The 26,873-nt window shown below is 55.3% G+C and carries 27 protein-coding genes and 1 pseudogene; 8 read left to right on the forward strand and 20 right to left on the reverse strand.

Annotated features, from left to right (window positions below; translation table 11 throughout):
• Window positions 1-62 precede the first annotated feature (62 nt).
• Window positions 63-245, forward strand: a complete 183-nt coding sequence (locus AC3WOK_RS09645; protein WP_008500307.1) for a YodC family protein — start codon at window positions 63-65, stop codon at window positions 243-245.
• Window positions 246-318: 73 nt separating this feature from the next.
• Window positions 319-2,019: a cellulose biosynthesis regulator diguanylate cyclase DgcQ gene (gene dgcQ, locus AC3WOK_RS09650; protein ID WP_063957593.1), complete on the forward strand. Its 1,701-nt coding sequence runs from the start codon at window positions 319-321 to the stop codon at window positions 2,017-2,019.
• On the opposite strand, the gene AC3WOK_RS09655 is transcribed toward dgcQ, so the two are convergent.
• Both AC3WOK_RS09655 and yodD read right to left on the reverse strand, forming a co-directional pair.
• Complete coding sequence (locus AC3WOK_RS09655; RefSeq protein WP_059310228.1) at window positions 2,004-2,804, reverse strand: mannosyl-3-phosphoglycerate phosphatase-related protein; 801 nt, start codon at window positions 2,802-2,804, stop codon at window positions 2,004-2,006. The genes dgcQ and AC3WOK_RS09655 overlap by 16 nt on opposite strands.
• Before the next feature lie 302 nt (window positions 2,805-3,106).
• A complete protein-coding gene (yodD, locus tag AC3WOK_RS09660) occupies window positions 3,107-3,334 on the reverse strand; it encodes a YodD family peroxide/acid resistance protein (protein ID WP_008500310.1) in 228 nt (75 codons plus the stop codon).
• 129 nt (window positions 3,335-3,463) lie between these two features.
• Here yodD and dsrB point away from each other — a divergent pair, with 129 nt between their 5' ends.
• Window positions 3,464-3,652, forward strand: a complete 189-nt coding sequence (gene dsrB / locus AC3WOK_RS09665) for a protein DsrB (protein WP_013097741.1) — start codon at window positions 3,464-3,466, stop codon at window positions 3,650-3,652.
• 107 nt (window positions 3,653-3,759) lie between these two features.
• Here dsrB and rcsA read toward each other — a convergent pair whose 3' ends face one another.
• The 14 genes and pseudogenes from rcsA to fliF all read right to left on the reverse strand — a co-directional run bounded on the left by rcsA (window position 3,760) and on the right by fliF (window position 15,303).
• Window positions 3,760-4,383, reverse strand: coding sequence for a transcriptional regulator RcsA (rcsA, locus tag AC3WOK_RS09670; protein ID WP_008500313.1), 624 nt, complete (start codon window positions 4,381-4,383; stop codon window positions 3,760-3,762).
• A 287-nt stretch (window positions 4,384-4,670) separates the two neighbouring features.
• Window positions 4,671-5,463 (reverse strand): annotated as a pseudogene (fliR, locus tag AC3WOK_RS09675) (flagellar biosynthetic protein FliR); the annotation flags it as partial.
• 7 nt (window positions 5,464-5,470) lie between these two features.
• Window positions 5,471-5,740 (reverse strand): flagellar biosynthesis protein FliQ, encoded by a 270-nt coding sequence (gene fliQ, locus AC3WOK_RS09680; RefSeq protein ID WP_008500315.1) that lies wholly within the window; start codon window positions 5,738-5,740, stop codon window positions 5,471-5,473.
• 9 nt (window positions 5,741-5,749) lie between these two features.
• A complete protein-coding gene (fliP, locus tag AC3WOK_RS09685; RefSeq protein WP_047345993.1) occupies window positions 5,750-6,487 on the reverse strand; it encodes a flagellar type III secretion system pore protein FliP in 738 nt (245 codons plus the stop codon).
• Window positions 6,487-6,861 carry a flagellar biosynthetic protein FliO gene (fliO, locus tag AC3WOK_RS09690; protein ID WP_059310226.1) on the reverse strand — a complete coding sequence of 125 codons (375 nt, stop codon included), beginning with the start codon at window positions 6,859-6,861 and terminating at the stop codon, window positions 6,487-6,489. The genes fliP and fliO overlap by 1 nt, the downstream gene beginning before the upstream one ends.
• Window positions 6,862-6,863: 2 nt before the next feature.
• Complete coding sequence (fliN, locus tag AC3WOK_RS09695; protein WP_014170738.1) at window positions 6,864-7,277, reverse strand: flagellar motor switch protein FliN; 414 nt, start codon at window positions 7,275-7,277, stop codon at window positions 6,864-6,866.
• Window positions 7,274-8,278 carry a flagellar motor switch protein FliM gene (gene fliM, locus AC3WOK_RS09700; RefSeq protein ID WP_014170737.1) on the reverse strand — a complete coding sequence of 335 codons (1,005 nt, stop codon included), beginning with the start codon at window positions 8,276-8,278 and terminating at the stop codon, window positions 7,274-7,276. Before fliM ends, fliN begins: the two co-directional genes overlap by 4 nt.
• Before the next feature lie 4 nt (window positions 8,279-8,282).
• Window positions 8,283-8,753: a flagellar basal body-associated protein FliL gene (gene fliL / locus AC3WOK_RS09705; protein ID WP_047345991.1), complete on the reverse strand. Its 471-nt coding sequence runs from the start codon at window positions 8,751-8,753 to the stop codon at window positions 8,283-8,285.
• Between the two features lie 106 nt (window positions 8,754-8,859).
• On the reverse strand, window positions 8,860-10,104 hold the full coding sequence (gene fliK / locus AC3WOK_RS09710; protein ID WP_492354415.1) for a flagellar hook length control protein FliK: 1,245 nt from the start codon (window positions 10,102-10,104) through the stop codon (window positions 8,860-8,862).
• Window positions 10,101-10,544 (reverse strand): flagellar export protein FliJ, encoded by a 444-nt coding sequence (gene fliJ / locus AC3WOK_RS09715; RefSeq protein WP_010432373.1) that lies wholly within the window; start codon window positions 10,542-10,544, stop codon window positions 10,101-10,103. The genes fliK and fliJ overlap by 4 nt, the downstream gene beginning before the upstream one ends.
• Before the next feature lie 21 nt (window positions 10,545-10,565).
• Entirely contained in the window at window positions 10,566-11,936 is a 1,371-nt protein-coding gene (gene fliI / locus AC3WOK_RS09720; RefSeq protein ID WP_059310224.1) for a flagellar protein export ATPase FliI, read from the reverse strand.
• Complete coding sequence (gene fliH, locus AC3WOK_RS09725; RefSeq protein WP_492354416.1) at window positions 11,936-12,643, reverse strand: flagellar assembly protein FliH; 708 nt, start codon at window positions 12,641-12,643, stop codon at window positions 11,936-11,938. The genes fliI and fliH overlap by 1 nt, the downstream gene beginning before the upstream one ends.
• Window positions 12,636-13,634: a flagellar motor switch protein FliG gene (gene fliG, locus AC3WOK_RS09730; protein ID WP_047345986.1), complete on the reverse strand. Its 999-nt coding sequence runs from the start codon at window positions 13,632-13,634 to the stop codon at window positions 12,636-12,638. Before fliG ends, fliH begins: the two co-directional genes overlap by 8 nt.
• Window positions 13,627-15,303: a flagellar basal-body MS-ring/collar protein FliF gene (gene fliF, locus AC3WOK_RS09735; RefSeq protein ID WP_492354417.1), complete on the reverse strand. Its 1,677-nt coding sequence runs from the start codon at window positions 15,301-15,303 to the stop codon at window positions 13,627-13,629. Before fliF ends, fliG begins: the two co-directional genes overlap by 8 nt.
• Before the next feature lie 228 nt (window positions 15,304-15,531).
• On the opposite strand from fliF, the gene fliE reads away from it, so the two are divergent.
• Together fliE and yedD are read left to right on the forward strand one after the other, a co-directional pair.
• Complete coding sequence (gene fliE / locus AC3WOK_RS09740; RefSeq protein ID WP_008500329.1) at window positions 15,532-15,846, forward strand: flagellar hook-basal body complex protein FliE; 315 nt, start codon at window positions 15,532-15,534, stop codon at window positions 15,844-15,846.
• 74 nt (window positions 15,847-15,920) lie between these two features.
• Window positions 15,921-16,334: a lipoprotein YedD gene (gene yedD, locus AC3WOK_RS09745; protein ID WP_025759923.1), complete on the forward strand. Its 414-nt coding sequence runs from the start codon at window positions 15,921-15,923 to the stop codon at window positions 16,332-16,334.
• A 583-nt stretch (window positions 16,335-16,917) separates the two neighbouring features.
• On the opposite strand, the gene amyA is transcribed toward yedD, so the two are convergent.
• Genes amyA through fliD form a run of 4 tightly spaced genes read right to left on the reverse strand, consistent with a single transcriptional unit; the run spans window position 16,918 to window position 20,709 of the window.
• Window positions 16,918-18,405: an alpha-amylase gene (gene amyA / locus AC3WOK_RS09750; protein ID WP_492354518.1), complete on the reverse strand. Its 1,488-nt coding sequence runs from the start codon at window positions 18,403-18,405 to the stop codon at window positions 16,918-16,920.
• Between the two features lie 52 nt (window positions 18,406-18,457).
• Window positions 18,458-18,832 carry a flagella biosynthesis regulatory protein FliT gene (fliT, locus tag AC3WOK_RS09755; RefSeq protein ID WP_264437935.1) on the reverse strand — a complete coding sequence of 125 codons (375 nt, stop codon included), beginning with the start codon at window positions 18,830-18,832 and terminating at the stop codon, window positions 18,458-18,460.
• Window positions 18,832-19,242, reverse strand: a complete 411-nt coding sequence (fliS, locus tag AC3WOK_RS09760; RefSeq protein WP_492354418.1) for a flagellar export chaperone FliS — start codon at window positions 19,240-19,242, stop codon at window positions 18,832-18,834. The genes fliT and fliS overlap by 1 nt, the downstream gene beginning before the upstream one ends.
• Before the next feature lie 15 nt (window positions 19,243-19,257).
• Window positions 19,258-20,709, reverse strand: coding sequence for a flagellar filament capping protein FliD (fliD, locus tag AC3WOK_RS09765; RefSeq protein ID WP_492354419.1), 1,452 nt, complete (start codon window positions 20,707-20,709; stop codon window positions 19,258-19,260).
• Window positions 20,710-21,089: 380 nt separating this feature from the next.
• Between fliD and AC3WOK_RS09770 the strand changes: the two genes are divergently transcribed.
• The 3 genes from AC3WOK_RS09770 (at window position 21,090) to AC3WOK_RS09780 (ending at window position 26,871) form a co-directional block, all read left to right on the forward strand.
• Window positions 21,090-21,926 (forward strand): flagellin N-terminal helical domain-containing protein, encoded by an 837-nt coding sequence (locus tag AC3WOK_RS09770; RefSeq protein ID WP_249428001.1) that lies wholly within the window; start codon window positions 21,090-21,092, stop codon window positions 21,924-21,926.
• Window positions 21,927-22,090: 164 nt separating this feature from the next.
• The gene (locus tag AC3WOK_RS09775) at window positions 22,091-23,509 is read left to right on the forward strand and encodes a hypothetical protein (protein WP_492354420.1); all 1,419 of its coding nucleotides are present in this window, start codon (window positions 22,091-22,093) and stop codon (window positions 23,507-23,509) included.
• Window positions 23,510-23,535: 26 nt separating this feature from the next.
• Entirely contained in the window at window positions 23,536-26,871 is a 3,336-nt protein-coding gene (locus AC3WOK_RS09780; RefSeq protein WP_492354421.1) for an O-linked N-acetylglucosamine transferase family protein, read from the forward strand.
• The last annotated feature ends 2 nt before the right edge of the window (window positions 26,872-26,873 follow it).

Consider the following 26,873-nt stretch of genomic DNA (forward strand, 5'->3'; position numbering starts at 1 on the left):
GATGCAAAAAGACCATTCCTCGTCTAAATTGAAACAGTTTCACCCTGATACAGGAGGCAGGTATGGTCTTTTTGGTCAGTGATGAAGTTAAGCCTAAGAAGGGCGGCCCACGTATGATTGTGACCGGGTATTCCAGCGGAATGGTGGAATGTCGGTGGCACGATGGCTATAGCATCAAGCGGGAGGCATTTCGTGAAGATGAGCTTCAGCCGGGTGACGGGCAGCACAAGCGAGATAAGGCTTAATCTCATAACGCCCGGCTTTGCCGGGCGTTTTTATCTCAAGTACCAGGCGTAAAGCAGTAATCAGGGAGTGTGTGTGCAGCGCGATACCTTTGTTGTAAAACAATCTTTTCTACAATGGCTGCATAAGCGTAGCAATCCGGGGTTGATTGTTAATCTCTGTTTTTTGACCGTTCTGGTGTTTTCCACGCTGCTGACCTGGCGTGAGGTGGTGGTGCTGGAAGAAGCGTATATCTCGAGCCAGCGTAACCATCTGGGTACAGTGGCCAGTTCGCTGGACCGGCAGCTACAGAACAGCGTGGACAGGATGCTGTTGTTCCGTCAGGGCATGCGTGATGCGATCCAGACGCCGCTGGCGTTTGATGTCTTACAGAATGCGGTGTCGCGCTTTAACGCGGTCCGCATGCTCCCCACCTGGCAGCTTGCCGTTGATAAAAAACGCACCCTTCCCATTAACGGCGTTTCGGATGCCTTTGTTGAAAAAACCACGCTTCTGAGTCGTGACGCTGAGCGCATCAGTCATGAAATTTCTGCCGCGCTCGAAGTGGGGTATCTGCTCAGGCTGGCCTCGTCGAGAGCGCAAACGGAGTCGCGGGTCATCTACGTCTCCCGCGCCGGTTTTTTTCTTTCCACCGACACGCCGGATCGGGCGGGCGATATCACCTCCCGCTACTACCACCTGGTCACGCAAGCCTGGTTTACCCAGCAGTCGGAACGTAACAACCGCGCTCGCGCGGTGCGGTGGTTTATCTCCACGCCTTCATCCTGGACCAATGACGAACGCACGATCACCGCCAGCGTCCCCATCTATTTCGATCACTACTGGTATGGCGTCGTGGCGATGGATTTTGCGTTAAACACGATGCAGCGTCTGCTGGCCGACGCGACGGAAGACCGAACGGAGGGGGAGTACCAGCTGTACGACACCCGGCTCAATATGATTGCCACCTCTGCCCATGCGGGTAACCCGGTTAACCACTTTGACGAACGCGAGACGGCGCAGATTGCCCATGCGATTGAGAACGATACCGGCGGTGGCATCCGCCTCGGAAGCCGTTTTATTAGCTGGGAGCGGCTCGATCACTTCGACGGTGTCGTCCTGCGGATCCACACCCTGCATGAAGGTGTACAAGACGACTTCGGCAGCATCAGTATTGTGCTGGCGCTGCTGTGGGCGCTCTTCAGCGCCATGCTGTTGATCTCGTGGCTGGTTATCCGTCGGATGGTGAGTAACATGTATACGCTTCAGCATTCGCTCCAGTGGCAGGCCTGGCACGACCCGCTTACCCGGCTGAATAATCGCGGCGCGCTGTTCGATCGCGCAAAAATTCTGTCGGATACCTGTCGCCAGAAGTCTCTGCCATTTTCGGTGATTCAGATCGATCTCGACCATTTTAAAAACATCAACGACCGTTTCGGCCATCAGGCCGGGGATAAAGTGCTATCCCACACGGCGGGGCTGATTGCCAGCGCCTTACGCAAGAATGATGTGGCAGGCCGCGTCGGCGGGGAAGAGTTTTGTATCGTCCTGCCGGGGATCGATCTGGAGGAGGCGAGAGGCGTCGCGGACCGTATTCGCTGCCGAATCAACAGTAAGGAGATCCTGGTGAAGAAGAGCACGACGCTGCGCATCAGCGCGTCGCTGGGCGTCAGCGGGGCGGATGAAGCGGGGAACTACGATTTCGAGCAGCTGCAGTCCGTGGCGGACGCCCGGTTATATCAGGCTAAACAGACCGGGCGTAACCGGGTCGTCTGGCGGGATCAGGACAGGAAGTGATCCAGCCCCTCGTGCCAGCCCGCAGGCCCGGGCTGCTGGGTGTGATACACCCGCTCGGGGTTGTCATCCCGTAGCGCGATGCCCTGGCGGTTAATGCCCTTAATCACCACCGCGTAGTCAACGCTGTCCAGCAGCGGCGCATCGTTAGGACCATCACCGAGCCCCAGGGTAGTGGGTTCAATCTCTTCCCGCTCGCGGTACTGCTCAATTAGCCAGTTAACCGCCACGTCCTTGCCGCAGCGGACGTCCAGAATATGCCAGAAGCGCGCGCCCTGCAGGCATTGCAGGCCGCTCTGCGCCAGCGCCTCTTCAAACTGGAGCAGGTTCTCGTCGGTGTCACGCCAGATGAGCGTAACGGAGGCTTCATGCCTGCGGGCAAGCGCCGAACGATAACGCGTCAGGCCTGTCCACTCGCTGATGACGCGATCGTCCACGTCGTCAAAGGTGGTGAATTTAAAGCCCATCTGCAGACGGATGTGTTCGATTCGCGGGCGAATGTCCCGGTGCGTCATTCCTCTTATCTGACGCGGTATCTTTTCCCAACGCACGTCAGGCTGAATAACCGCGCCGTTCTCGGCAATAAAAGGTAACCCTTCCAGCCCCAGATCCTGCTGGATATCCAGCATCTCAGCCGCCGTTTTGCTGCTGCAGAGAATGACCGGCACCTGGTTATCCAGTAGCCTGTCCAGCCAGGGCATTGCGGGTTGCCACGCATAGGTATGAATATCCAGCAGCGAGCCGTCCAGGTCAGAAAAAATCAGCAGTGAATCCCGCAGTGAAGGCATAGTGGCTCCTGGTAACGGCTGCGCTACGAACTAAGAAAATTCCTAAAAAAATACCGAGGTGGAAACCGGGAAAAAGAGAACAGTCCCTGGCAAACCCGCATTCGGCGTATGTTATTGCTCATAACTAAAAGCATTATGTTAAAAATATTATATTCATCATGAGAATATATGCTTGTCAGACAAATTCGTTGGGGATAGTGTGGTTTGTACATCAGATTTCCTGGTGTAACGAATTTTCAAGTGCTTCTTGCATAAGCAAGTTTTGATCCCGGTCATCCCCATGACCGGGATTTTTTTCGCCCCTACCGATTGGCTTCCGACACGCTAAAGTCGTGAATATCCAGCTCGAAGGCCTCCGCCAGCTCACGATAGGTGTGATAATCCCTGCCGTTGACGATGACGCGGTCCGAATTGTCGTCCGACCGGCGGACTTCTGACTCACTGATCTCATTGATGGCGGCAAGCAGGGCATCGACATCCACCTCGACTTCGCGCTTGATGGTGTCGCTGTACTCTTTATCGGTCTTCATTGCGGGGTTCCTCATTCAACCGTGTCCAGTGGTAAGTATAGACTGTGCATAAAAACGCCATTCACGCCGGGCAGCGATGTGCGTTTTTGCGTTTTGTTCTACACTGGCTCAAAACCAGAGGAGGAATGTATGAAGGTCAACGATCGGGTAACCGTTAAAACGGACGGTGGGCCGCGCCGCCCGGGTGTGGTGCTGGCAATTGAAGAGTTTAGTGAGGGCACAATGTACCTGGTATCACTGGAAGACTACCCGCTCGGCATTTGGTTTTTTAACGAACTGGGGCATCCTGACGGCATTTTTGTTGAGAAAGCAGAGTAGTGTGGCGTCGGGTAGCGCATCGCATGCCCGACAACGTCCGCAAAAGCAAAAATCTCTGGCCAGGCCAGAGATCAAAGGTAGGGTGCACAGGGTCTTTTCTTAAGCGACTAACGCATGTTGACGAAAATCCCGTTCGTCACATTATCGGTCAGGCGTACCACGTGGTAGATCACTTGCTTATTATGCGTTTTAATTTTCCTTTTAATATTTCCTTTGTGTGACGAAACGGTTTTAGCTTTAATATTCATCTGGTCGGAGATCTGAATAGTGCCCTGGCCCGCCATCCACATTCTCAGCATACTTGATTCAGTCCTGCTTAATGATAGGGTGGGTAAGTTAACCGCTCCTACATTTTTAACTTCTTTATTCAAATAATCACCCAGAATGTCATCCAGCGACTCTGGTTTAATCGATTTAGAACTGATCAATAAATTTTTACGGACCAACAAATACTCATCGAAATGGATATTTGCGATCGCCATAAAAACAATAAACAGGGTTTTTGGATGCTGATTAATGATTTGCTTAATGTGCTGACTGTTGGCTGGATCGTGAATGAAACAGTCCTCATTAATAAACACCACGCCTGGTTTTAGTTCGTCACAAGCGGCTGCGAGTTCGTCAACGGTGTGCGCATCGTTGATGTCTCTCTTTCTTACCCCTCTGCTTGCCAGGTACCCGGTTAACCCTAGCCGGGTGTAGCTGCATAAATCCATAATGATCGTTGACATGGCATACCCTCACTCAATGCGTAACGATAATTCACCATCTGCCTGAGAGCTCAAAACAGCCATACGGGATGGAAAAAAATAATAAACCTGTGAGCATGACAAAGACTTTCAGGCGGACTCACTATCCCGTAAAGTTACGTATAATTTGCCAGGAATCTTCTTAAAGTAAAGTAAATATTAAGTATTGTGAGGTGGTTAGAAACAATTAAACCGCGTCAGATATATCCTGGAAGATGTTTTTCAAGTTTTATTTTAGGAATATCCTCAGAAAGACAATAGCAACAGTGAGGGTTATTATTTGCGAGGCAGTTCGCTGACAATATCCGCTAACAGGTTGAATATCTCGCCGAATAAATGTTCACAGAAGGGAGCGATAAGTGGCATCAGTAATGACATTAATAAAATTCCGACCGTCAGCGTCAGCGGAAAGCCAATCACAAACACCGACAGCTGCGGTGCCATTCGGTTCAGTAAGCCTAATGCCAGGTTGACGGTCAGCAGCAGGGTGATGATCGGCAGCGCCAGCATCAGCCCATTCAGGAATATCAGCCCCGCAGCGCGGGTGAGCGCCAGGAAGGCATTGCTGTTCACCGGATTTTCCCCAATCGGCAGCGTATGGAACGTATCCACCAGCATGGAGATAAGCCACAGATGGCCGTTGAACGACAGGAACAGCAGCATGGCGAGCAAATCAATAATGCGCGCCAGCACGGGCATGTTGAGATGGCTGCCGGGATCAACAAACGTGGCGAACGATAACCCCATCTGCAGGCCAATCAGCTCCCCTGCAGTACGCACCGCGGCAAAGGCGAGCTGCATGGTGAAGCCTACGGCGACGCCAATCATGACCTGCTGCAAGGCTACCCACACCGCATTCGCCGAGAAAATGGGAATATCCACGGGGGGCAGGGACGGGGCGACGATAATGGAGATGATGATGCCAAGCCCCACTTTGACGCGCTTGGGGATCGATTTCTCGCTGAGAATCGGGGCGGTTGATATCAGCGCCATGATGCGCAGCATCGGCCAGAAATAAACGCCGAGCCACTGAACCCACTGGTCACTGGTGAAGTGCAGCATCGTCAGGTCAGCCGATGATGTACGGCAGGTTGGTAAACAGGTTGCGCATATAGTCCAGCAGCAGGTTCAGCATCCATGGCCCGGCCACGATAATCGCCACGAACACGGCGATGATTTTGGGGATGAACGACAGCGTCATTTCGTTAATCTGCGTGGCGGCCTGAAGAATACTGATAATCAGACCGGTGACCAGCGCGACAAGCAGCAGTGGAGCGGCAACGGCAATGGCGATTTTCATCGCTTCCGTGCCCATCATCATGACCGATTCGGGTGTCATTGCCGTTCCTTAACTGTAGAAACTCTGCGCCAAAGAACTGACCAGCAGCTGCCAGCCATCGACCAGTACAAAGAGCATGATCTTAAAGGGCAGGGCAATGGTGGCGGGCGGAACCATCATCATCCCGAGCGCCATCAGGACGCTGGCGATCACCAGGTCGATAATCAGGAACGGAATAAAGATGGTAAAGCCAATCTGGAACGCGGTCTTCAGCTCGCTGGTGACGTAGGCAGGCAGAAGAATGCGCATGGGCACCGCTTCCGGACCCTGCAGCTCGCCGGTGTTGGACAGGCGGGCAAAGAGGGCGAGGTCAGCTTCGCGCGTCTGGCGCAGCATAAATTCCCGCAGCGGCTGCGCGCCTTTATCCAGCGCCTCCTGCATGGAGATTTTATCTTCGCTGAACGGCTGGTAGGCGTCGGTGTAAATCTTATCGATCACCGGCGACATAATGAAAAAGGTCAAAAACAGCGCCAGCCCCAGCATAACCTGGTTTGGCGGGGCGGAAGGGGTTCCCAGCGCGTTTCGCAGCAAACCAAAAACAATGATGATGCGGGTGAAGCTGGTCATCATCAGCAGAATGGCCGGAATAAACGTCAGCGAGGTGATGAACACCAGCGTCTGAACCGGAAGCGACCAGCTTTGACCGCCGCCTGCGAGAGGGGTTGAAACCAGACCGGGCAGCTGCGCATAGACCGCGGGAGCAAACAGGCCAACGCCCGCAAGCGTCAGGGATAACAAACGGCGCATCAGGATCTCCCGGAACGCTTAAGCAAACTCTTCATGACGGACTGAAAATCCGCAGGGGCGTCTGCGCGCTCGTCCACCACAACAGGGGCGGGCGGCAGCTTATGTAATACGCTGATGTTTGAGGCCGTGACGCCCAGGACCAGGCGTGCGTCGTCCACTTCGACGATGACCACGCGTTCGCGAGGCCCCAGCGTGGTGCTGGCGCTGACCTTCAGGCCGCGGGTACCGGCGGTTTTACCCGCCAGGCCAAAGCGCTTCGCCAGCCATGCGGCGATAAGAATAAAGGCAATAATACCGAGCAACGCCCCGCTCACCTGGAGCAGAGGTGAGCCGGGAACGGCAGAAGGTTGTGATATTGTTGCCTGGGTTTTCATGCTTAACGGCTCAGACGACGCATACGTTCAGACGGGGTAATGATGTCAGTGATACGTACGCCGTATTTATCGGCAACTACCACCACTTCCCCCTGAGCAATCAGATAGCCGTTGATCAGGATATCCAGCGGCTCACCGGCCAGGCCGTCAAGCGCCACCACGGAACCCTGCGTCAGGCGCAGCAGCTCTTTAATGGTCATGCGGGTGCGTCCCAGCTCAACGGTCAGCTTAACCGGGATATCCATAATCAGGTCGATGTCCTGCAGCGTGCCGCTAACGTCACCGCCGCCGAGCTGCTGGAATACGGCATCCGCTGCACTTTTGGCCGGGGTCGTTTTTTGCTCGTTTAACGCGTCAGCCCACAGATCGTCCAGTGCTCCGCTGTTTTCATCGGACGGATTGTTCATGTCACTCATTTGGGCTGTTCCTCATTCAGCGAATTCAAAATCGGGTTGATCAGGTGCTCAACGCGTAACGCATACTGACCGTTAATCGTGCCGTACTGGCTTGTCAGCACGGGGACACCATCCACGTGGGCAATAATGCGGTCGGGTTTTTCTATCGGCAAAACATCGCCGGGTTGTAATTTCAGGATCTGGGATAACCGCAGCGGGATATCGGCGAAGCTCGCCACCAGCTCAAGCTGCGAATGCTGGACCTGGCGGACCAGGTTTTCACGCCAGTTCTGGTCTTCGTTGCGGGAGTTCTCCAGCGGCGGGTTCACCAGCAGCTCGCGCAGCGGTTCGATCATGCTGAACGGCAGGCAGATGTTGAACTCGCCGGTCAGGTTACCGATCTCTACGTGGAACGGCGTGTTCACGACGATATCGTTCGGGGAGGTGGTGATATTGGTAAATTTCACCTGCATCTCAGAACGGACGTACTCCACTTCCAGCGGGTTAATCGCTTTCCACGCGTCGCTGTAAGACTCCAGCGCCAGCTTAAGCATGCGGTTAATGACGCGCTGTTCGGTGTGGGTGAATTCACGACCTTCTACTTTGGTCGGGAAACGCCCGTCGCCGCCGAACAGGTTATCCACCGCGATGAACACCAGGCTTGGTGAAAACACCACCAGGCCGGTGCCGCGCAGCGGCTTCAGGTGAATCAGGTTAAGGTTGGTTGGCACCGGCAGGTTGCGGGCAAACTCGTGATACGGCTGAATGCGGATCGCACCGACCGTAATGTCCGGGCTACGACGCAGCAGGTTAAACAGCCCCATACGGAACTGACGTGCAAAACGTTCGTTAATGATCTCCAGCGCCTGCAGACGTTCACGTACCACGCGACGCTGGGTATTCGGGTCATAGGGGCGAATATCGCTATCGCCGCCAATACCCGGTTGCGGATCGTCATTTTTATCGCTGTCGCCGTTAAGCAGCGCATCGATTTCTGCCTGAGAAAGAATACTGTCGCCCATGTCGTTACCGCAGAATGAAAGCTGTGTACAGAACGTCAGTGACTTCCTGCTTAGGTTGACCATTTACCAGCGGAGTCGCCAGCGTTTGTTTAATGGCGTCGACCAGCTTTTGCTTACCCACATCGGTGGCAAGCGTCGAAGCGTCCTGACGGGAGAACAGCAGCAGAAGGCGGCTACGCACCTCCGGAAGATAATCATTCAGACGCGAGCGCGTGGCTTCATCCTTCAGGCGCAGCGTAATACCGACATACAGCACGCGGTCCGCATCACCGAGATTCACGGTGAAGGTGTCCAGAGGGAAAAATACCGGCGCCGGCGGTGGTGCAGGTTCGGCTTTGGCCGCAGCGGTAGAAGGTTCCTGCTGCATACGCCAGTAACTATAGCCCGCAGTAGCGCAGGCGGCGAGCGTGATCAACACCAGCAGCGGGATCCAGATGGAACGCTTACTTTTTTTGGTGATAGCGGAGTCAGTCATCTGATACGAGCTTCCTGTTTCGGTACAGCTTAATAAGGTGATTATCCCGTGTCCTGCTGTCGTCAAAGCGTGGAAAAGACGGGGATAATCACGCTACCTCTGGCGTTTAGGCGAAGATGTCTACGGCACTGTTACCGCGCGCCGCGGATTGCAGGGCGGATGGGACAGGCAGTAGCTCATCGCTCTCTTCATTAAAACCGCCGGTATTGCCGGAACGCGAAGCCTGGTGCTGCTGCTGGGAAGAGGACTGCTGCTGCCCGGCAAAGCTCTCGCTGCTGACGCTGCTTTGCGTAAGCTGGATGCCGTTCTCCGCAAGCGAGGTCCGCAGGACCGGCAGCGCCGCTTCCAGTGCCGCACGGACATGGCCGTGCGCAGAGACCATCTGCAGCTGCGCCTGGTTATCATCCAGCTTAAGCGAGATTTGCACTTGACCCAGATCTTCCGGGTGCAGACGCAGCTCCGCTGTCTGCTGACCCTGCTTAGTGAACAGCGTGATGTGCTGGCTCAGGGATTGCTGCCATTCGTGGGTGCCCAGAGGCTGGCTTAATACCGGCGTGGGGGCAACGGTGGCGGCAGGCTGGCTGGTCGCATGGCTGGAGATAATCGGTGCCAGAGTGGCCGTCGGCGACGTTGAGGAGGACGCGCTGGCGAATTCCTGCTTCTCTGCCGCTGCGGCCACGACCGGCGCTGCAGGTACGTTGCCCGATAGCGCCGGGTCGCTGTTTTTCGCCAGGCTTTGGCTCAGGTTCTGGTAAGGCGCAGCCGTCTGCTCTTTATCATGGCTTCCCGGCAGGGCGTTCAGGGACGGCTGGCCCGCACCCGCTTGTGCAGGCGTGGCGGAACCGAGCGCAGACCGTGCGGTAATCCCGTCGCTGGCTGCCGCGCGAGAGGTGCTGGTCTGCTGGTGCGGCAGCATGGCCATCAGCGCGCTTAATCCGGCCAGCTCTTCTTCGCTCAGGTCGCTTTTGCCGTCATCTTTGTCGCTGGCCGCGGTAAGCGTTTTCAGGGCATCGCCCTTTGATACCGGCACCAGCCCGGAAACCAGCGTTTCAGGCAAGGCGGCAGGCGTGGTTTCATCGCCACGCAGCGCAGGCTGACGCGCGAGCAGGTCGGCAATTTTGGCCTGCAGGGTGGTATCGCCTTTGGCGTCCTGCGCGACGTTGGACAGCTTACTGCCGGCGGCTTTCAGGTCGGCCAGGGTCAGCGGCGCATCTTTGCCCTTGCCCGTTGCGTCCGTCAGGGCGCCCGCCAGCAGAGAGAGAAAGTCTTGCGCACCGTCGGTGCCTTTCCCCGTCTGCGTGCCGCCTGACAGGTCGCTGTCGCTCATCAGCAGTTGTTGCAGTGTGATCATTCCGGTTTCCTCATTGATGCGCGCTGGGCAAACTCATCCATTTTTTTCTGATCCAGGCGGTTTTCCGCCAGGGTTGACGCCGCGACCTGTCGGTCCTGTAGCGTTTGCCAGGCCTGCAGCCGCTGTTTTTTCTCGCGCCAGAAGTTGAGCGCGGTATCCACTTTTTCGGTCCACTGGTTAAGCTGCAGGCGGTGTTGCTCAATCGCCTTTTCCAGCGTCTGGATAAACTGCTGATAGTTGATCCAGCGCTGGCTGCCAATGCCCTGCGTCATATCGGTATTCAGGTTGGTGCGATATTCATGCTGATAGTCGATTAACATCTTCAACTGCTCTTCAGCCTGCTGGCACCCGCGTCGCATTGCGCCGAGCTGCAGTGCGGCATCATCAACTTCTTTTTCAGCCAGATCTTTTAGCGTTGATAACGCGCTGTTTTGCGCCATGACCTTCGCCCTCCACCTGTGTTACACCTGCGGGAAAATCAGATCCAGAGCCTGGATTGAGTCTTCCCAGTCGGCGCGTTCAAAAATACCTTGTTGCAAAAACGCCTCCAGCTGCGGCCAGAGCGCAATCGCTTTGTCGAGCATCGGGTCGCTGCCTTTGGCATACGCCCCAACGCTCACCAGATCGCGGTTGCGCTGGAAGCTGGAGAGCAGTTGTTTGAAGTTACGCACGCGGGCGTAGTGCTTCTCGGTTATCAGCGCCGTCATTGCGCGGCTGATGGATGCTTCAATATCAATCGCCGGGTAATGCCCCGCTTCGGCCAAACGTCGCGACAGTACAATATGTCCGTCAAGGATCGCGCGCGCGGAGTCGGCAATCGGGTCCTGCTGGTCATCGCCTTCCGTTAGCACCGTATAGAACGCGGTGATGGAGCCGCCACCGCTGATGCCGTTCCCGGCACGCTCAACCAGGGCAGGGAGCTTGGCAAAGACCGAAGGTGGGTAGCCTTTGGTCGCAGGCGGCTCACCGATGGCCAGCGCGATCTCACGCTGCGCCATCGCGTAGCGGGTCAGGGAGTCCATGATCAGCAGCACGTGCTTGCCGCGGTCACGAAAATCTTCGGCGATACGGGTGGCATACGCGGCGCCCTGCATGCGCAGCAGCGGTGAAACGTCCGCCGGCGCGGCGATAACCACCGAGCGGGCGCGGCCTTCCGCACCCAGAATGTTTTCAATAAAGTCTTTTACTTCACGGCCACGCTCGCCGATCAGCCCCACGACGATCACATCGGCCTGCGTGTAGCGCGCCATCATGCCGAGCAGGACGGATTTACCCACGCCTGACCCGGCGAACAGGCCCATACGTTGTCCGCGACCGACGGTCAGCAGGGCGTTTATCGGGCGTACGCCGGTATCCAGCACGTGCTCGATAGGGGTTCGCTGCAGGGGGTTAAACGGCTGAGTGATCAGCGCGCCGGTTTCGGTGGTGTCCGGGGAGGGCAGACCGTCGAGCGGTTTCCCGCTGCCGTCCAGCACGCGGCCCAGCAGGGCTGGTCCAAGCGGCAGCTGTTTCCCGCTCTGCAGCCCGTCGCCAGCGATGTTTTTAGCATACACGCGCGCGCCGGGCAGAATGCCTTCCACCTCTTCAAGCGGCATCAGGAACAGACGCTGGCCGTTAAACCCGACCACTTCGCTTTCAACTTCACGCGTTTCCAGACCATCCTGGCGCTCAATCACGCAGGTCGCGCCCAGCGGGAGCTGCAGGCCGGTGGCTTCAAGCACCAGGCCGGTGGCCCGCGTCAGGCGGCCATAACGACGAACGGACGGCAGCTGCGCCATCTTCGTCTCAAAGTTGTCGAGCGTGGTGAGCCAGCGGGTGAGGCGTGCGGTCATCAGACGACTCCCGGTGCCGCCAGGCGGCACAGTTCCTGCCAGCGGGTGGCGACGCTGGCATCCAGGTCACCTTCATCGGCAGAGACTTTGCATCCGCCGTGGTGTAACGACGGGTCACCGCGCAGGCGCCAGCCGTGCAGGCTCAGCGTTGCCCCCAGGCTCTCTTCCACGCGCTGCAGGTCATCCGGATGGACGCGCAGCTGCGGCTTGCCGCTGAACAGCGGCTCCTGCTGCAGCAGACCCTGAATTTGTTTAATCAGCGCCGTGTTATCCACCACGGGCGTCTGGCCGATAACCTGACGCGCGGCTTCCAGCGCCATCTGCATCAGCCGCGAGGCAATCACGCTGTCCAACGCGTCCAGCGTATGCTGAAACTCGCTGACCAGCTGCTGCATGCGGGCATGGATCGGCACCTGCTGCTGGCGCGCCTGATCGATGCCGTGCTCCAGCCCTTTCGCCAGGCCTTCCTGATAACCCTGCTCGTGGCCTTTCTGCCGGCCTTCGTTCATGCCGGCGTTATAGCCCTGCTCGTGCGCCTGCATTTGAAGCTGAGCCAGCATCTGTGCCTGCTGCTCTTCTTCGCTCAGCTCGGGCTGCTCGACGTCCGGGTCACTCTCCTCGGTCGCTATCACGGCTGGCGTGAACTCGGAGAGGGGAGGAGCCAGATCGTCCGGCGTCCAGCGCTTCCACGGCAGCTCATTAGACATAGGTGTCGTCTCCGCTGCCAATCACCATCTCGCCGGTTTCCGCCAGACGACGAACGATAAGCAGGATGGCTTTCTGTTCGTTTTCCACCTGAGACAGACGAACCGGGCCGCGGTTGGCAAGGTCGTCGCGCAGGATATCCGCCGCACGCTGCGACATGTTGCGCAGGAACTTCTCGCGCAGCGGCTGCTCGGCACCTTTGAGGGCGATAAGCAGGGACTCGGAATCCACTTCCTGGAGCAGGCGCTGGATGCTGCGGTCGTCCACTTCGACCAGGTTTTCGAACAGGAACATCTCGTCGATAATTTTCTGCGCCAGCTCGCCGTCGAATTCGCGAACCGCCGTAATGACCGCCTCTTCCTGCTGCGTTTTCATCAGGTTGATAATTTCCGCCGCCGTTCTTACGCCGCCCATTTTGCTGCGCTTGAGGTTCTGACCGTCGAGCAGGTTGTTCAGCACTTCGGTCAGCTCCGCCAGCGCGGCCGGCTGGACGCCACCGAAGGTCGCGATACGCAGCATCACATCGTGACGCAGACGCTCTTCGAACAGCGCCAGAATATCGGCCGCCTGACCACGTTTGAGGTGGACAAGGATGGTGGCGATAATCTGCGGATGCTCGTCGCGAATAAGGTCGGCGGCACTCTGCGGTTCCATAAAGTTGAGCGTTTCGATACCGCTGGCGGTATCGCGCGTTTCCAGAATGTCTTCCAGCAGGCTGGCGGCACGCTCTTCGCCCAGTGCCTTGACCAGCACGGAGCGCAGGTAGTCGTTGGCGTTGACGTTGAGCGCGGCAAACTGCTCGGCTTCCTGCTCAAATTCCGCCAGCACTTCGGTCAGCTGTTTGTTGGAGATCTGACGCACGTTGGCCATGGCCGCACTCAGAATTTGCACTTCCCGCTGGGAGAGGTGTTTAAACACCTCTGCCGCGCGATCTTCGCCAATGGTCATCAGCAGGATGACGCTTTTATCGGTGCCCGTAAGCGTATTACTCATGTTCGTTACCCATCCACTGGCGGATGACCAGCGCCACGACGCGCGGATCGTTATCTGACATTTCGCGAATGCGCTGGCTCATGACCTCAGCGCCCATGCGCTGGTTAGCACGACGCTGCTGCATCTGTTCATCTTTGCTGAGGCGGACTTCAACCGCTTCTTCCGTCTCCTGACGCGTGTTCATCTGCTCGCGAGCCGCTTTTTCGGCTTCAGCACGACGCTGGAGCTGTGGACGAACGCCCTTACGCCACAGCAGCCACGCGACAATCAGCACCAGCAGCCAGCGTCCTGCGGACAGCAGCTGGTCGATAAACGCCTGCTGTTGCCAGAACGGCAGTTCACCACCGGTCTCTTCAACTGAGTTGAACGGCGAGTTCACCACGTTGAGGCTATCGCCGCGCTTCTCGGAATAACCCATCGCTTCACGGGTGAGGTCTTCGATCTGCTTCATCTGCTCGGCGGTCAGCGGCAGCGGTTTGCCATTCGGCAGCGTTTTGTAGTTCACGACCACGGCGACGGACAGACGCTGAATATCGCCCACGTTCAGTTTGGTGTGGCGAATCGTCCGGTCTACTTCGTAGTTTGTGGTTTCGTTACGGCTGCTGGTACGCGGACCGGCGCTAGTGGCCGTCGAGGTGGTTTGCTGATTTTGCTGACCGTTCTGCTGATTGGCCGGCGGCGTAGAGATCGGCGCCGCGTTAGCCGGGGCAGGCTGGTTAGACAGCGCGCCCGGCACGCCGCCCGGGTATGCGCCACCGACCTGTTCATTCGAGTTGATCTGGCGCGAACGCATGACCGCCTGAGACGCATCGCCGTTCGGGCTGTACTGCTCTTCGGTTTGTTCTTTATTGGCGAAGTCAATCTGCGCGGTAACCTGCGCATGCACGTTGCTGTTGCCTACAACCGGGCCGAGGATGGCTTCAATACGACGCTGGAGACGGCTTTCGACATCGGCGGCATATTTCAGCTGCGCGTCGTTCAGATCGCGACCGGCGGTATTGGATTGCGTCAGCAGGTGGCCGCTCTGGTCGACCAGCGTCACGTTACCCGGCGGCAGACCGGCCACGGCGCTGGAGACGAGGTGCGTCACCGCGCTGATTTGCCCTTCGTCCAGCGCGCGGCCAGGCTCGAGGTTCACGGTTACCGAAGCCGAAGGCGATTTCTGTTCGCGGACAAATAAGGAAGGTTTAGGCATTGCCAGGTGCACGCGGGCGCTCTTCACCGGGCCTAATGTTTCAATGGTGCGGGCCAGTTCACCTTCCAGCGCACGCTGGTAGTTCACCTGCTCGCTGAACTGGCTGATACCGAATTTTTCCTGATCCAGCAGTTCAAAGCCCACCGCGCCGCCCTTTGGCAGCCCCTGCTGAGCCAGACGCAGACGGAGTTCGTGCACCTTATCCGCAGGAACCTCAAGCGCGCCCCCGTTATCGGCAAAGCGATAAGGGATGTTCATCTGGGTCAACTGGGTGACGATGGCGCCGCCATCCTTATCGGAAAGGTTACTGTAGAGCGTCCGGTAGTCAGGGCTTTTCGCCCAAAGGACCATCGCTACAAGGATCGCAATTGCGGCAGCGCCTGCCACGATCAACGGGATTTTAGGATTCGCGCGAAGGCGGTTCATCCACTCGAGTGATTTATTCTGCGGCGCTGTCGATGCTGTTGCACTCATTGCGCACCTCTTAAATCCTGGTGGTTTACGTTATTCGTGTAGAGAAACAAAACTGACTCCCGGGTCGGCAAACACGACAAAAGTTCCATATTGATGGCCCTGCCATTATTTGATGATTCGTGATTTTCTATGCGTCAAATAACCTGGTTTTTTAACGCTATTTACCGCCATTATCTTATTGACAAGCTGTTAGTCTTGACCGCGTAAAAAACCATCCAGGGGAGAGTCATGGCTATTCAGGGTATTGAAGGGGTAATCAGTCAGCTGCAGGCGACGGCGATGACGGCCCGTAATCAGAATGTGGCAGATCAACAGCCGAGCATCAGCTTTGCGGGGCAACTGCATGCCGCGCTTGACCGTATCAGTGATACCCAAACCGCCGCGCGCACCCAGGCAGAGAAGTTCACCCTCGGCGAGCCGGGCGTGGCGCTGAATGACGTCATGACCGATTTGCAAAAAGCCTCGGTATCCCTGCAGATGGGGATCCAGGTGCGTAACAAGCTGGTGTCGGCCTATCAGGAAGTCATGGGGATGCAGGTTTAACGCCTGTCGATCTTCGCTGGCAGCCTTAGCGCTTTAATGCCACAATATTTTTTTCTTCGAATGCAGGAAAGATGATGAAAAAAATAGCAATTGCTGGCGCGCTGCTGGCACTGACCGGATGCGTTCAGGTGGATAACTATCAGGATGTGATCAAGCATCCTGTCCCGGCGCATCTGGCGGGATACTGGCAGTCGAAAGGGCCGCAGAGCAAAATGGTCAGCCCGGAGGCGATTGCCACGCTGGTGGTGACGGAGGAGGGCGATACGCTGGACTGCCGTCAGTGGCAGCGCGTGATTGCCGTGCCGGGTAAAATCATGCTGCGTTCAGACAGCTATTACAACGTGACCCGCAAGCTGGATATCTATCCGCTGGAGCGCGATGGCTCTGTGCTGGAGTACGACGGAATGGAGCTGCAGAAGGTCGACCGTCCAACGGTTGAATGCGCCGATTACCTGAGCAAGAATCCGCTGGAAAGTAAACTACCGTAGCCGTTTGTTGCCGGGTGGCGCTGACGCTTACCCGGCCTACGGGACTGAGGGAAAACGCAAAACGGCAACCTTGTTGCCGTTTTTGGTATTTGCGCCCTCTTCCTGTGGGAGAGGGATCCCCACAAAATAATGCCTGCACAGACGGCCCCCTCTCCCTTGAGGGAGAGGGCTGGGGTGAGGGGTAACATACGGCTCTGGTGGTCATTCCGTTCACTTCATGTTCCTTGCTACTCTGTAACGACATGACCGGTGAACGTGCCAGGGTGGCTCAATCGCCACCACCCTGGCGACCCGGGCTCCCGGCGGTAAATCGCCGCTTCGCGGTTCCCTCAGCTTATTCCTTCAGGCTATCGGGTCGGGCATGAGCCTGCATCCCTGCAGGCCACGCCCTCTCGGCGCATTCCTGCGCCTCGCCCCGGCCTTACGGAAACGCCTCGGCGATTTACAGCCGGACCAGGGCATCGCTGTAAGCCATTAATTTTTCTGAAGCAACATTCATCGCTTCCGGTTGAAAAATTACTGGGGATCCCTCAGCCATAGGGAGAGGGACGGGGTGAGGGTATCAGGCCGCATTTTTCCAGTACTACAGCGCATCCTCAATGACCCACACGCTCACGCTTCCACCTTTGCAGGTAAAAGTCCCCTCGCCATCCGCTGCCGTGGTGACCGTCTCTTCGCGATTGCCGAGAAAATCCCGCCACGTTTTGTTGCCGTAGTTTTCCCCAAGACAAATCACCTTCTCGCCGTCGTCTCCGTTCGACATCACCACCACGCAGCCGGGATCGTCATCGGTGCCGCTGCGGCTGAAGGCGATACAGTTAGGATGGTCAAAAAACAGCGTCTGCACGCCGTGGGCAAAACGCTGGCGAGCGAGGATCAGCTCGTGAAGCTGCTCAATGACCGGCATATCAATATGGTACGTTTCACCGTCTCCTCCCGCGTCGTCATAGCTGGCGCCGAAGAGATCGGGATAGAAGACGCTCGGTACGCCATTTTCCCGTAGCAGGATCAGCGCGTAGGCCAGCGGTTTAAACCAGGCTTCGACCGGTGCTTCCAGCGCCTGCAGAGGTTGGGTGTCGTGGTTCGCGACGAGGGTGACTGCATGAAACGGATCGGCTTCCACCAGCGTACCGGTGAAGATTTGGCTCATGTCGTAATCCCGCCCCTGGCGCGACGCCTCGTGGAATTTCATTTGCAGGGGGGCGTCGAAGAGCATGGTTTTGCCCTCGACCTGGTCAATATAGGCCTGAAGTTTATCCACCTCGTGGGACCAGTATTCCGCCACAATAAACAGCGGCTGGTCGGCGACCTCCTGAACGTGTTCAATCCACTCTTTGTAAAACCAGGCGGGAATGTGTTTCACCGCGTCCAGGCGGAAACCGTCGCATCCCGTCTGCTCCATTACCCACCGTGCCCAGTATTTGATCTCCTCGGTCACGGCGTGATTGCGAAAATCGATATTCTCGCCCATCAGGTAATCGAAGTTACCCATCTCGTCATCAACCTGGTCGTTCCAGCCTTCGCCGGTATAGTCGTTGACGATTTTGAAGATGCCGTCTTCATCGGGGTTTTCTATATGGTCGACGCCGCTGAAGCATTTGTAATCCCAGATGAACTGCGAATATTGTCCTGCGCGGACAGGGAAGGTGTAGCGGGTCCAGGCTTCACACTCGATGACTTCATCGTCGATTTGCGTGCGGTCCTGCTCGTTGACGCGCTGAACGCGAACGGGCTCTTTCTCGTCAGCTCCCATTTTGTGATTGACCACCACATCCAGCAGAACGGCAATCTCGTTACTTTTGAGGGCGGCGATGGCCTCCAGCAGCTGCGCTTTATCGCCGTATTTGGTGGCAACGCTGCCTTTCTGGTCAAACTCGCCGAGGTCGAACAGGTCGTACGAATCATAGCCAACCGAATACCCGCCGGATGCACCCTTGTATGCGGGCGGCAGCCAGATCATGTTGATGCCGATTTCGTTAAGATTGGGGGCTAACGCCGTGACCTCTCGCCACAACTCACCGCCAGCGGGGTAATACCAGTGAAAACATTGTAACAGGGTGGGGTTTTTCATCATCCTTGCTCCAGAAGCCGTGTGGCTGACTTCTGGAGTATGGATGAAGAAATCATAATTGTGTGTCGCGGGTCAAACTTTCTGGATAAAGAATATTCCCCGACAGCTTTCCATAGGTAGACGTGATGGATTGCTGTTTACCGGTTTGATCAATCAGGCTACGCAGTTCGTCCATGCGCGCGGCAAGCAGCGTTTTTAGCTCGGTCTCATTTTGCAGAGCCTTTTCAAGTAAAAAGCGTGCTTGCTCAATTTGCGAGGGATGAGCCTCTGAAATCGGGTTTTTGGAAATGTTCTCTACCAGCTGAACATAGGTAATCTCCAGCGTAATGAGCTCGTCCCAGAGGCCGGAACGAGCATGCTTTAGCATGGTAAGGCTGAGGTTATAAAGGGCCTGCCAGTTGTCGAGTGCGGTCGCTGGATTATTCATCAAAAGATATCCTGAGAAGAAGAACCATTGGGACCAATGTGTTTCCACGCGTCCGCAATGTTATTGAGCAGCGCTTCGACCTCGATAATCGCCTCCACGTCATTACGCAGATTCGCATGCAACAAGCGTCTGACCATGTAGTCGTACAGCGCGGCAAGATTGCCCGGCAGTTCACTGTCGATTTCCATATTCAGACCGGCTTTTAAACCATTATCGATGATATTAATTGCCTTCGATAAGGCTTCACCTTTCTCGGTGATTTTACCTTCGTCCAGGAAAAGACGCGCGCGGACAAGGGCACTAAGTGCCCCGTCAAACAGCATTACGACAAGTTGATGCGGACTGGCACTTAGCACCGCGCTTTCCAGCCCGACCTGCTGATAAGCTCGGGCGCCATTTTGTGCATACATATACGTTCCTTACGACTAAGAACTGAATTGCTGTTTCAGGTAGGTGGCCGTGTTGTTCAGTTTACTCATCATGGTATCAAGACTGTTGAACTGGGATTTATAACGGGCCATCGTGGCTTCGATGCTCGCTTCCATTGCGTCGTAGCGCTTATCTAACGTTTTCAACGTAGAGTTGATACCGTCAGTGGCGCTTTTGATAATCCCTTCTTTACCAGTGGTCGTGCTGAGCATGGTGGTCAGCGTTGCGCCCATCTGTGTGGCCAGACCGGTTGTTTTACCATCACCTACAAAGTAGGCCTGTACGGCTTCCGGGCTGTCTGTCAACGCTTTCGTCAGCTTGGTATCGTCGATTTTCAGGTTACCCATCGAGCCGTCGGCACCCACGGTTGGATCCTGAGTGATACCGAGCTGGGCCATGATCGAGTAGGAGCCAGACTGGACGACGGTTAACATATCGCGCAACTGCGACTGAACAGAACGCACCGTGTTATCACCCAGCAGCGCACCGTTGCTGCCAGACTGATCGGCCCCGGCTTCCACCTTCACATATTTAGTTATGCTGGCGATGGTTGACTGCAGGGAGTTATAGGCGGTGACCCAGTCCGTAACGGCTTTTTTAGTGGCATCGGTTGAACGGGTAACGTCCAGATTCTCGCTCTTGGTGCTTTCTGACTTCAGCGTCAGCGTAACGCCCGGCAGCGCGTCATTAATCGTGTTAGTAGAGCGTTCAATGTCGATGTCATTAATGGTTACCACGGCATTTTTGGATGCGGTTTGCTGATTCATCGCACCGGTATTCGTCGATGAATCGTAGCTAATAATGCCTTTTAACGTGTCGTCGCCAGTCACCGTTACCGTCATGTCGTTTGCCGTGCCGGTAGTTTTGGAGGACAGCATTAAGGTGTACTGGTTGTCCTTCGACTTCACTACGGTTGCCGTGACGTTGCCGTTGGCCTTGTTAATCGCGTTAGCAATGCCGTTCAGGCTAGTGTCGCCGTCGGCAAGATCGACACTCAGCGGCTTGGTGGTGCCTGGCTGAGTAATAGTTATGTTGCGCGTTGTGCCGGTCGTCGCACCCAACTGCGCGGTGGCGCTGGTCTGTACGGCAGATGTTAATACCTGGGCTTTAGCCAGCGATTTAACCTGTACGCTATAGGAACCTACCGCTGCACCGGCAGTGGTCGTGGCGCTAAAGGCGGTGTTGGTCGAGCCAATCGAAGCTGCGTTCCAGGTATCCGTTTTACCCAGGGCAGCAGTGGCGGTATTCAGTGAAGTCATGGCGCTTTGCAGCTTACTGAAGGCGCTCAACTGGGCATTATAAGAGGTCTGTTGTTTGGTAATGGTGTTCAGCTTGGTTTTTTCAGCCGTTTCGAGGTTGTTATACAGTGTTGCCAGATCCAGACCTGAACCTACGCCCAGACTCGTAATCGTTGCGCCTGAAGAGAGAGTGATTGAGCTACTCGCCATTTTTTTATTTCCTTTAGCCAATGGTAGTTTCAGGTAGTTATCGGCGACTTATGCGGATAGTTTACGTTTCAGGTAAAAAAATTATCGACTGAATAGCGCTCAACCTTACGTTCATATAGCACTATTGGCGCGTGAGAGGCATATATAAAAGAAAAACGAGTGAGGTATAAAACGCGAAACCATTTCCTGATAAAAAGAGGGACGGATAGAGAGTTTAGCGGGTTTTAATAATTATAAACTCATTAAAATCAATTGGTTAATATTTTTTTGACGAAACTTCTAAAGTCTTATTCAGACCCGTCGATAACTTTCATGACGGTGAGAGACGCCGTGAGTGTTAAGGCACCGACCCTAGAAACCATTTTTGAAGGAATTAAATTATGGCAGTTATCAATACTAACCTGTTGTCCCTGACCACTCAGAACAACCTGAACAAATCTCAGTCTTCTCTGGGCACTGCTATCGAGCGTCTGTCCTCTGGTCTGCGTATCAACAGCGCGAAAGATGACGCTGCTGGCCAGGCGATTGCTAACCGCATGACCTCCCAGGTTAAAGGTATGACCCAGGCGGCGCGTAACGCTAACGACGGTATCTCCCTGGTTCAGACTGCTGAAGGTAACCTGAACGAAATCAACACCAACTTACAGCGTATTCGTGAGCTGTCTGTTCAGGCTGCTACCGACACCAACGGTTCTTCTGACCTGACTTCTGTAAACACTGAAATCACTCAGCGTCTGGCTGAAATCGACCGTATCGCAGGCTCAGCTAACTTCAACGGTAAGAAACTGCTGGACGGTTCCGTATCTACCGCTCTGAAAATTCAGGTTGGTGCTGGTACTTCTGCTAACGATACTATCTCTATCGACAGCAACGCGCTGATCAACGCGACCTCTGGTACTCTGAGCGCTGGCCTGAGCACTGCAATCTCTGATAACGCCTCTGCACAGGCTGTTATCTCTGCTGCTGATGCTGCAATCGCTAAAATTGATACCGCGCGTTCTAACATGGGTGCGATTCAGAACCGTTTCGAATCTACCATCAACAACCTGAACAACTCTATCAACAACCTGTCTGCTGCTCAGTCCCGTATCCAGGACGCTGACTACGCTACCGAAGTTTCCAACATGTCTCGCGCGCAGATCCTGCAGCAGGCTGGTACTTCTGTACTGTCTCAGGCAAACCAGGTTCCACAGGCTATGCTGTCCCTGCTGCGTTAATCGCCGCGCCTGTTTCATAAAAGGTTGCTGGAAACAGCAACCTTTTTTTTTGCCCGTCAGACAATCTCCGAAATAAGCCCTTATTCCCGGGGGTGTTCCTTCCATTATCCCGAATATTCCCTTGTACGATGGGTAAGAATCGCAATCTTACTAAGAGAATCGGGATGAACAAGTTCGAGCGTACACGATCGCTGCATCAGTTTTACCGTGACGAATTTTCGCGGCTAATTTTTTTGCCAGAAACGGATGCATTGCCTGCGCATATCGTGACCGAAATTCTGCACTATAAAAATTCTGATATTGCCACGCTCGAGCCTCAGATCATGGATGCAACGACCGATCTGGATGCGCATAAAGAATTCGCCGTTAAACGCATGCTGTGCGCGATTGCTGCCGCAAACGCCGCGTTTGATTTTAAAAATCAGGGTAAGCCGACGCCATTTTCGAAAGAGCTTAGCGAAACCATTACCGGCTGGGTCGTCGAGGCAATCCAGCACGACGACAGTATTAATCTTCTGGTGGCGGGTATTCAGGTCTTCTTTCGTATCAACGAAATTGAAGCCGCGCTATTCCTCATTTCAAATTACTACGCGGTGGTTAACCCATCTCCGGCCGTGATGAAAATATTGCTGCTAGTGTGTCTGATGGAAGATGACTTTAATCAGATGCAGACCCTTATTCAGCAGCTGACCGCTAATCCTGAGCATATTGGTGAAGATACGTTCACCATGATGATGATCGTCATGGGAATTCATAAGCTGGGTGGCTGCCCTGAATCGTTCATTGATTTTTCCGCATTGAAAATGGCTGATTACGAGCCTGATTTTTCGCTCTATGAATGGCTTATTCCTGCCGAAGAAAATGGAAAAACTACGGTTCTGGTCGCGTGTGACAAGCGCTATTACTTCGATCATGCCCTGACGCTGTTAGGATCGATCTACCATACCAATGGCGACCAGCTTAACGTCCATCTGCATCTTTATAACCCTGATGATGAGACATCGGCGCACGTTCATTCACTGCACCAGCGTTTTCCTGGCATGGCGGTATCCGCTACGGCCGAAAAGATTGCACCCGTATTTGGTATCAACGTCTGGTACGCCTCAAGGCGTTTTGTTTTCCTCAGCTATGCGCTGAGCGTATTCAACGCGCCGATTATGGTACTTGATGCGGATTGTCTGGTTCGCAAGAACTGGGCCGATATAAAGCAATATTTCCCGCAAAGTGAGATTGTCCTCTCGTACAGCAACGGCGCACCGCCGTGGGAACAGGTTCCCGCGGGCTTTGTCTATACGTCCCCCGGGGCGCTTTCACGTAAATACCTGTCGCTTGTTGCGACCTTCATTGACTGGAATTTACGCCGCGGCAACGCGGAATGGTTCCTCGATCAGGTCGCACTGTCGGTCTCTCTGGATGCGCTGCCTGCGGTTGAGCAGATGGCCGTTCATCGCGAACCGCTGGTGAAACTGATCGACATTCGCTACACCGACGACACGTTCAGTTGGACAGTGACCACCCAAAAATCAGGCGGCGAAGCGTATCAGAACTATAAAGCCGCTATGCAACAAACCTATTTTTGTTAACCCTGAACTCACGGAACTCTCTCTGAATGTTGTATCCAGATAATCGATTCACGCTAGCGGGTTTACAGGCTGCTGCTGCCCTGTATCAGTTCCATGCCGGTGCGCCCGCGAGTGCGCGCGTCCTTGATTTAGGCTGCGGGCACGGGGATGCGTTGTTATCCGCCGCGCTGGCCTGGCCTGGCTGTATCGGGATTGGTATTGATATCAACGAAGATGCCATTGTCGAGGGACAGCGACAGGCGCAGCGTCTGGGCATCACCCAGATCGAACTGGTTGCGGCAGGGCTTAACGACGTGCTGAGTGTGTCACCGGGAGAGTTCGATTACATTCTGATTCGCGGGAGCTTTATTCCTGCTGACATGGCAGGGCGAGACGCGCTGCTGCAGTGGTGCCGTCGGCACCTTTCAGCACAGGGCATCATTGCCTTACATCAGGTGTTTACCCCCCCGGAATCTGCGTCAGAATATGTCCAGGATGCGTTGGCTTTCCACGCGCGTCTTGCGGACCGGCCTGAAGAGAAGGTTGCGTTCGCTCGGGGCATGCTCAGCTATCTGGCATTGACCCAGCCGGAAAGCGAGGTCAAACAATATGTGCTCGCGATGGAACGCGCTGACGATGCCGCCCTTATCGACATTATGGCACGCGCCACACTGACTTCCGCTCAGTTCATTCACTTCAACGAGAGCCTCTCATCCTGCGGGCTGCGCTACGTGGGGGATGTGCTTCCTCAGTACGAAAGCGGGGAGAGCGTTAGCGAGCAGATTCACCAGTTGCATACGCTGGTGTCATCGGGGCAGGCGTCGACCGCCGCTCAGCAATACCTTGATTTTGCCGTAAACCGTCGCGAACGCGTCAGCCTCCTTTCCCGCGATGATGCCGTTAACGCGGCGGCACTGGATTTTACCCGGTTAAACACGCTGCACTGGGCCGGTGATTTCAGACGCTGCCATAACGATCGCGGCGAGGTTGTTAATGCTCATACCAACGCGGAAGGGAAGTTTTTCTCGACGCAAAATCCCACAACGCTGCACATTCTCGATCTGCTTGGTGGCGCATGGCCGCTGAGCCTCTCGTTTGAACAACTGGTATTCAACGCTCGTCTTCCCGAAAAAGAGGAGGATGTCGCCCAGCACGTGCTGGAGTCTCTGAAAGATCTCTTTCTCAATCAAATTCCGGGACTGCACTGGGCGGGTTCACCGGGGCCATATAATGCTCAACCTGAAGACGAGCTCACGCTAATTGCTCCCCTTCCGGTGGGACAAAACGCTGAGGTTACGCTTAATCTCTGGGGGGAGCATGTAACCCTCAGTGAGGGTGAGCGAGAGTTCGTGGCCGCGGGCATGGATGTGAATCGGTCCAGTAGTAGCGAATATTTTTCTGCGCTGAAAACGAAAGGTCTGTTAAAAGGCAGCCCTCAAGCGTGGCGCAAAGCGCAGCAGCATTTTCTGCGGCTGGGAGATGTTGATAACCTCAAGCGCAGCATTGAGACGCTTTTACTACTAAACGTCGGGCCGCAACAGGGCGGTTTACTGGCGGACGGACAGAACATGGCAGGGGAGAAGGATGAACAGGATCCTGCCATCGACCTCATCTATCAAAAAGTAAACGCCCTGATTGCCTCAGGCCTGGCGAAAGACGCCCGTGACTACATTGCGGGACTGATTGAAAAAGACCCCGATAATCTGCATATGCTTCGCTGCGCTTCCCGCGCCTGCCTGCTGATGGGCGACTGGGATGAAGCGCTATCGGCACTCTGTCAGCTCATGAGCCGCTACGCTGCCGGACAGGATATCTGGTTTGATCTTGCAACCGTACTGCAGAAAAAGGGCGAGCTGCATTATGCCGCCCGGATCCTGCAGGCGCTGCTGCGGCTGAATAAACATAACGCGTCATTCTGGAACACGCTGGCGGTGGTTTATCACGCGCGTCGCAATATGGCCATGGCTGAACGCTGCGCAAGGGAGTCTTTGCGCTATAACGCCACGAACCCATTGCACCTTGCGATGATGGGCATCATTCTAAGTGATAATCAGAAGCTGACGGAAGCACGCTATTTCCTTGAGAAATCGCTTGAGTTTGCGCCGGGCGATTTTGACTGCTTCACCAGCCTGCTGTTTGTTCTTACCCACGACTTTTCCATCTCCCCGGACGTGCTCTTCGAACGCCATCTTGCCTATGGCGAGCTGGTTGCCGCGTGGGCGAAAAAATTCGACCTGTCGCTGCCGTGGCAGGGTAGCAAGGATCCTGAGCGTCCGCTGCGCGTAGGCTTTGTGTCCGGAGATTTCCGTAACCATCCCGTAAGCCGTTTTCTGCGCCCGTTCTGGGACGGCATGGATCGGGAGCGGTTTTCCCTCTATGGATATAGCACGCTGGACAAAGATGATGCCGTTACGGAGCACTTCCGTAATACCTCCACGAAGTGGTTATCCGTTACCCATCTCAATAACGTTGAGCTGGCAAAACAGATCCATAGGGATGGGATCGATATTCTTTTTGATCTCTCGGGCCATACCACCGGAACGCGTTTACCCGCGTTTGCCTTTAAGCCTGCACCGGTGCAAATCACCTGGCTCGGCTATCCGGGCACGACCGGGATGCAGCAGATGGATTACCGCATTATCAGCACCGGTTTTGTCAGGAATGCTGCGATAGACGCTCAGTTCACGGAGAAGCTTATCGCCATCCCACTCGATAATTTCTTCGAGCCGGATGCCTCCAGCCCCGACGTCAATGCGCTGCCAGCCCTGACGAACGGCTGGTTTACCTACGGTAGCTTCAACCGCCCTAAAAAATTGAATGACCAGGTCTTTGCGCTGTGGGCACGCATTCTGCTGCATAACGTCACGTCACGCTTGCTGATTGGTTTTATGGACGATGACGCGATGATCGCCCGTTACCGCAAAAAACTAAACGCGCTGGGCGTGGCGGATGATCAGCTTATCTTCCGTAAAACAACGGGACTGGAGGCCTACCTTCATATGCACCATGAGGTGGACATGCTGCTTGATTCCTTCCCGTACAACGGGGGAACCACGACCAGCCATGGCATATGGATGGGCGTCCCGACGCTTACTCTGGCAGGCGCAACGTATCCCGCGCGGCAGGGGCTGGAGATCATGCATATCTACGGGCTGGACGAATTTGTGGCGGAAAGTCAGCAGGACTATTTCGACAAAGCCGTTAGCTGGCAAACCCGCCTGGAAACCCTCAACGCCCTGCGCCAGCACATGCGGAGCACAATCCCACCGCAGGGTCAGAGCAATGTGGCGATTCCTTTCCAGCAGGCCCTTCGTGAGGCATGGCGAAAATGGTGTGCTGATGAAGCACCTCACAGTTTCCGGGTATCAGGTACTGAGGATTAACC

The organism is Enterobacter sp. FW301-JW81 (assembly GCF_058788735.1).

Coding starts and splice junctions, on each gene's coding strand:
- fliS (WP_492354418.1), bottom strand. CDS start 19,242: ATGTATGCACAAAATGGCGCCCGAGCTTATCAGCAGGTCGGGCTGGAA.
- fliK (WP_492354415.1), bottom strand. CDS start 10,104: ATGATCACACTGCAACAACTGCTGATGAGCGACAGCGACCTGTCAGGC.
- fliD (WP_492354419.1), bottom strand. CDS start 20,709: ATGGCGAGTAGCTCAATCACTCTCTCTTCAGGCGCAACGATTACGAGT.
- fliQ (WP_008500315.1), bottom strand. CDS start 5,740: ATGACACCCGAATCGGTCATGATGATGGGCACGGAAGCGATGAAAATC.
- fliL (WP_047345991.1), bottom strand. CDS start 8,753: ATGACTGACTCCGCTATCACCAAAAAAAGTAAGCGTTCCATCTGGATC.
- yodD (WP_008500310.1), bottom strand. CDS start 3,334: ATGAAGACCGATAAAGAGTACAGCGACACCATCAAGCGCGAAGTCGAG.
- rcsA (WP_008500313.1), bottom strand. CDS start 4,383: ATGTCAACGATCATTATGGATTTATGCAGCTACACCCGGCTAGGGTTA.
- fliG (WP_047345986.1), bottom strand. CDS start 13,634: ATGAGTAATACGCTTACGGGCACCGATAAAAGCGTCATCCTGCTGATG.
- fliE (WP_008500329.1), top strand. CDS start 15,532: ATGGCTATTCAGGGTATTGAAGGGGTAATCAGTCAGCTGCAGGCGACG.
- fliP (WP_047345993.1), bottom strand. CDS start 6,487: ATGCGCCGTTTGTTATCCCTGACGCTTGCGGGCGTTGGCCTGTTTGCT.
- fliI (WP_059310224.1), bottom strand. CDS start 11,936: ATGACCGCACGCCTCACCCGCTGGCTCACCACGCTCGACAACTTTGAG.
- fliN (WP_014170738.1), bottom strand. CDS start 7,277: ATGAGTGACATGAACAATCCGTCCGATGAAAACAGCGGAGCACTGGAC.
- AC3WOK_RS09770 (WP_249428001.1), top strand. CDS start 21,090: ATGGCAGTTATCAATACTAACCTGTTGTCCCTGACCACTCAGAACAAC.
- AC3WOK_RS09780 (WP_492354421.1), top strand. CDS start 23,536: ATGTTGTATCCAGATAATCGATTCACGCTAGCGGGTTTACAGGCTGCT.
- amyA (WP_492354518.1), bottom strand. CDS start 18,405: ATGAAAAACCCCACCCTGTTACAATGTTTTCACTGGTATTACCCCGCT.
- dsrB (WP_013097741.1), top strand. CDS start 3,464: ATGAAGGTCAACGATCGGGTAACCGTTAAAACGGACGGTGGGCCGCGC.
- AC3WOK_RS09645 (WP_008500307.1), top strand. CDS start 63: ATGGTCTTTTTGGTCAGTGATGAAGTTAAGCCTAAGAAGGGCGGCCCA.
- yedD (WP_025759923.1), top strand. CDS start 15,921: ATGAAAAAAATAGCAATTGCTGGCGCGCTGCTGGCACTGACCGGATGC.
- AC3WOK_RS09775 (WP_492354420.1), top strand. CDS start 22,091: ATGAACAAGTTCGAGCGTACACGATCGCTGCATCAGTTTTACCGTGAC.
- AC3WOK_RS09655 (WP_059310228.1), bottom strand. CDS start 2,804: ATGCCTTCACTGCGGGATTCACTGCTGATTTTTTCTGACCTGGACGGC.
- fliJ (WP_010432373.1), bottom strand. CDS start 10,544: ATGGCGCAAAACAGCGCGTTATCAACGCTAAAAGATCTGGCTGAAAAA.
- fliF (WP_492354417.1), bottom strand. CDS start 15,303: ATGAGTGCAACAGCATCGACAGCGCCGCAGAATAAATCACTCGAGTGG.
- fliM (WP_014170737.1), bottom strand. CDS start 8,278: ATGGGCGACAGTATTCTTTCTCAGGCAGAAATCGATGCGCTGCTTAAC.
- fliH (WP_492354416.1), bottom strand. CDS start 12,643: ATGTCTAATGAGCTGCCGTGGAAGCGCTGGACGCCGGACGATCTGGCT.
- fliT (WP_264437935.1), bottom strand. CDS start 18,832: ATGAATAATCCAGCGACCGCACTCGACAACTGGCAGGCCCTTTATAAC.
- fliO (WP_059310226.1), bottom strand. CDS start 6,861: ATGAAAACCCAGGCAACAATATCACAACCTTCTGCCGTTCCCGGCTCA.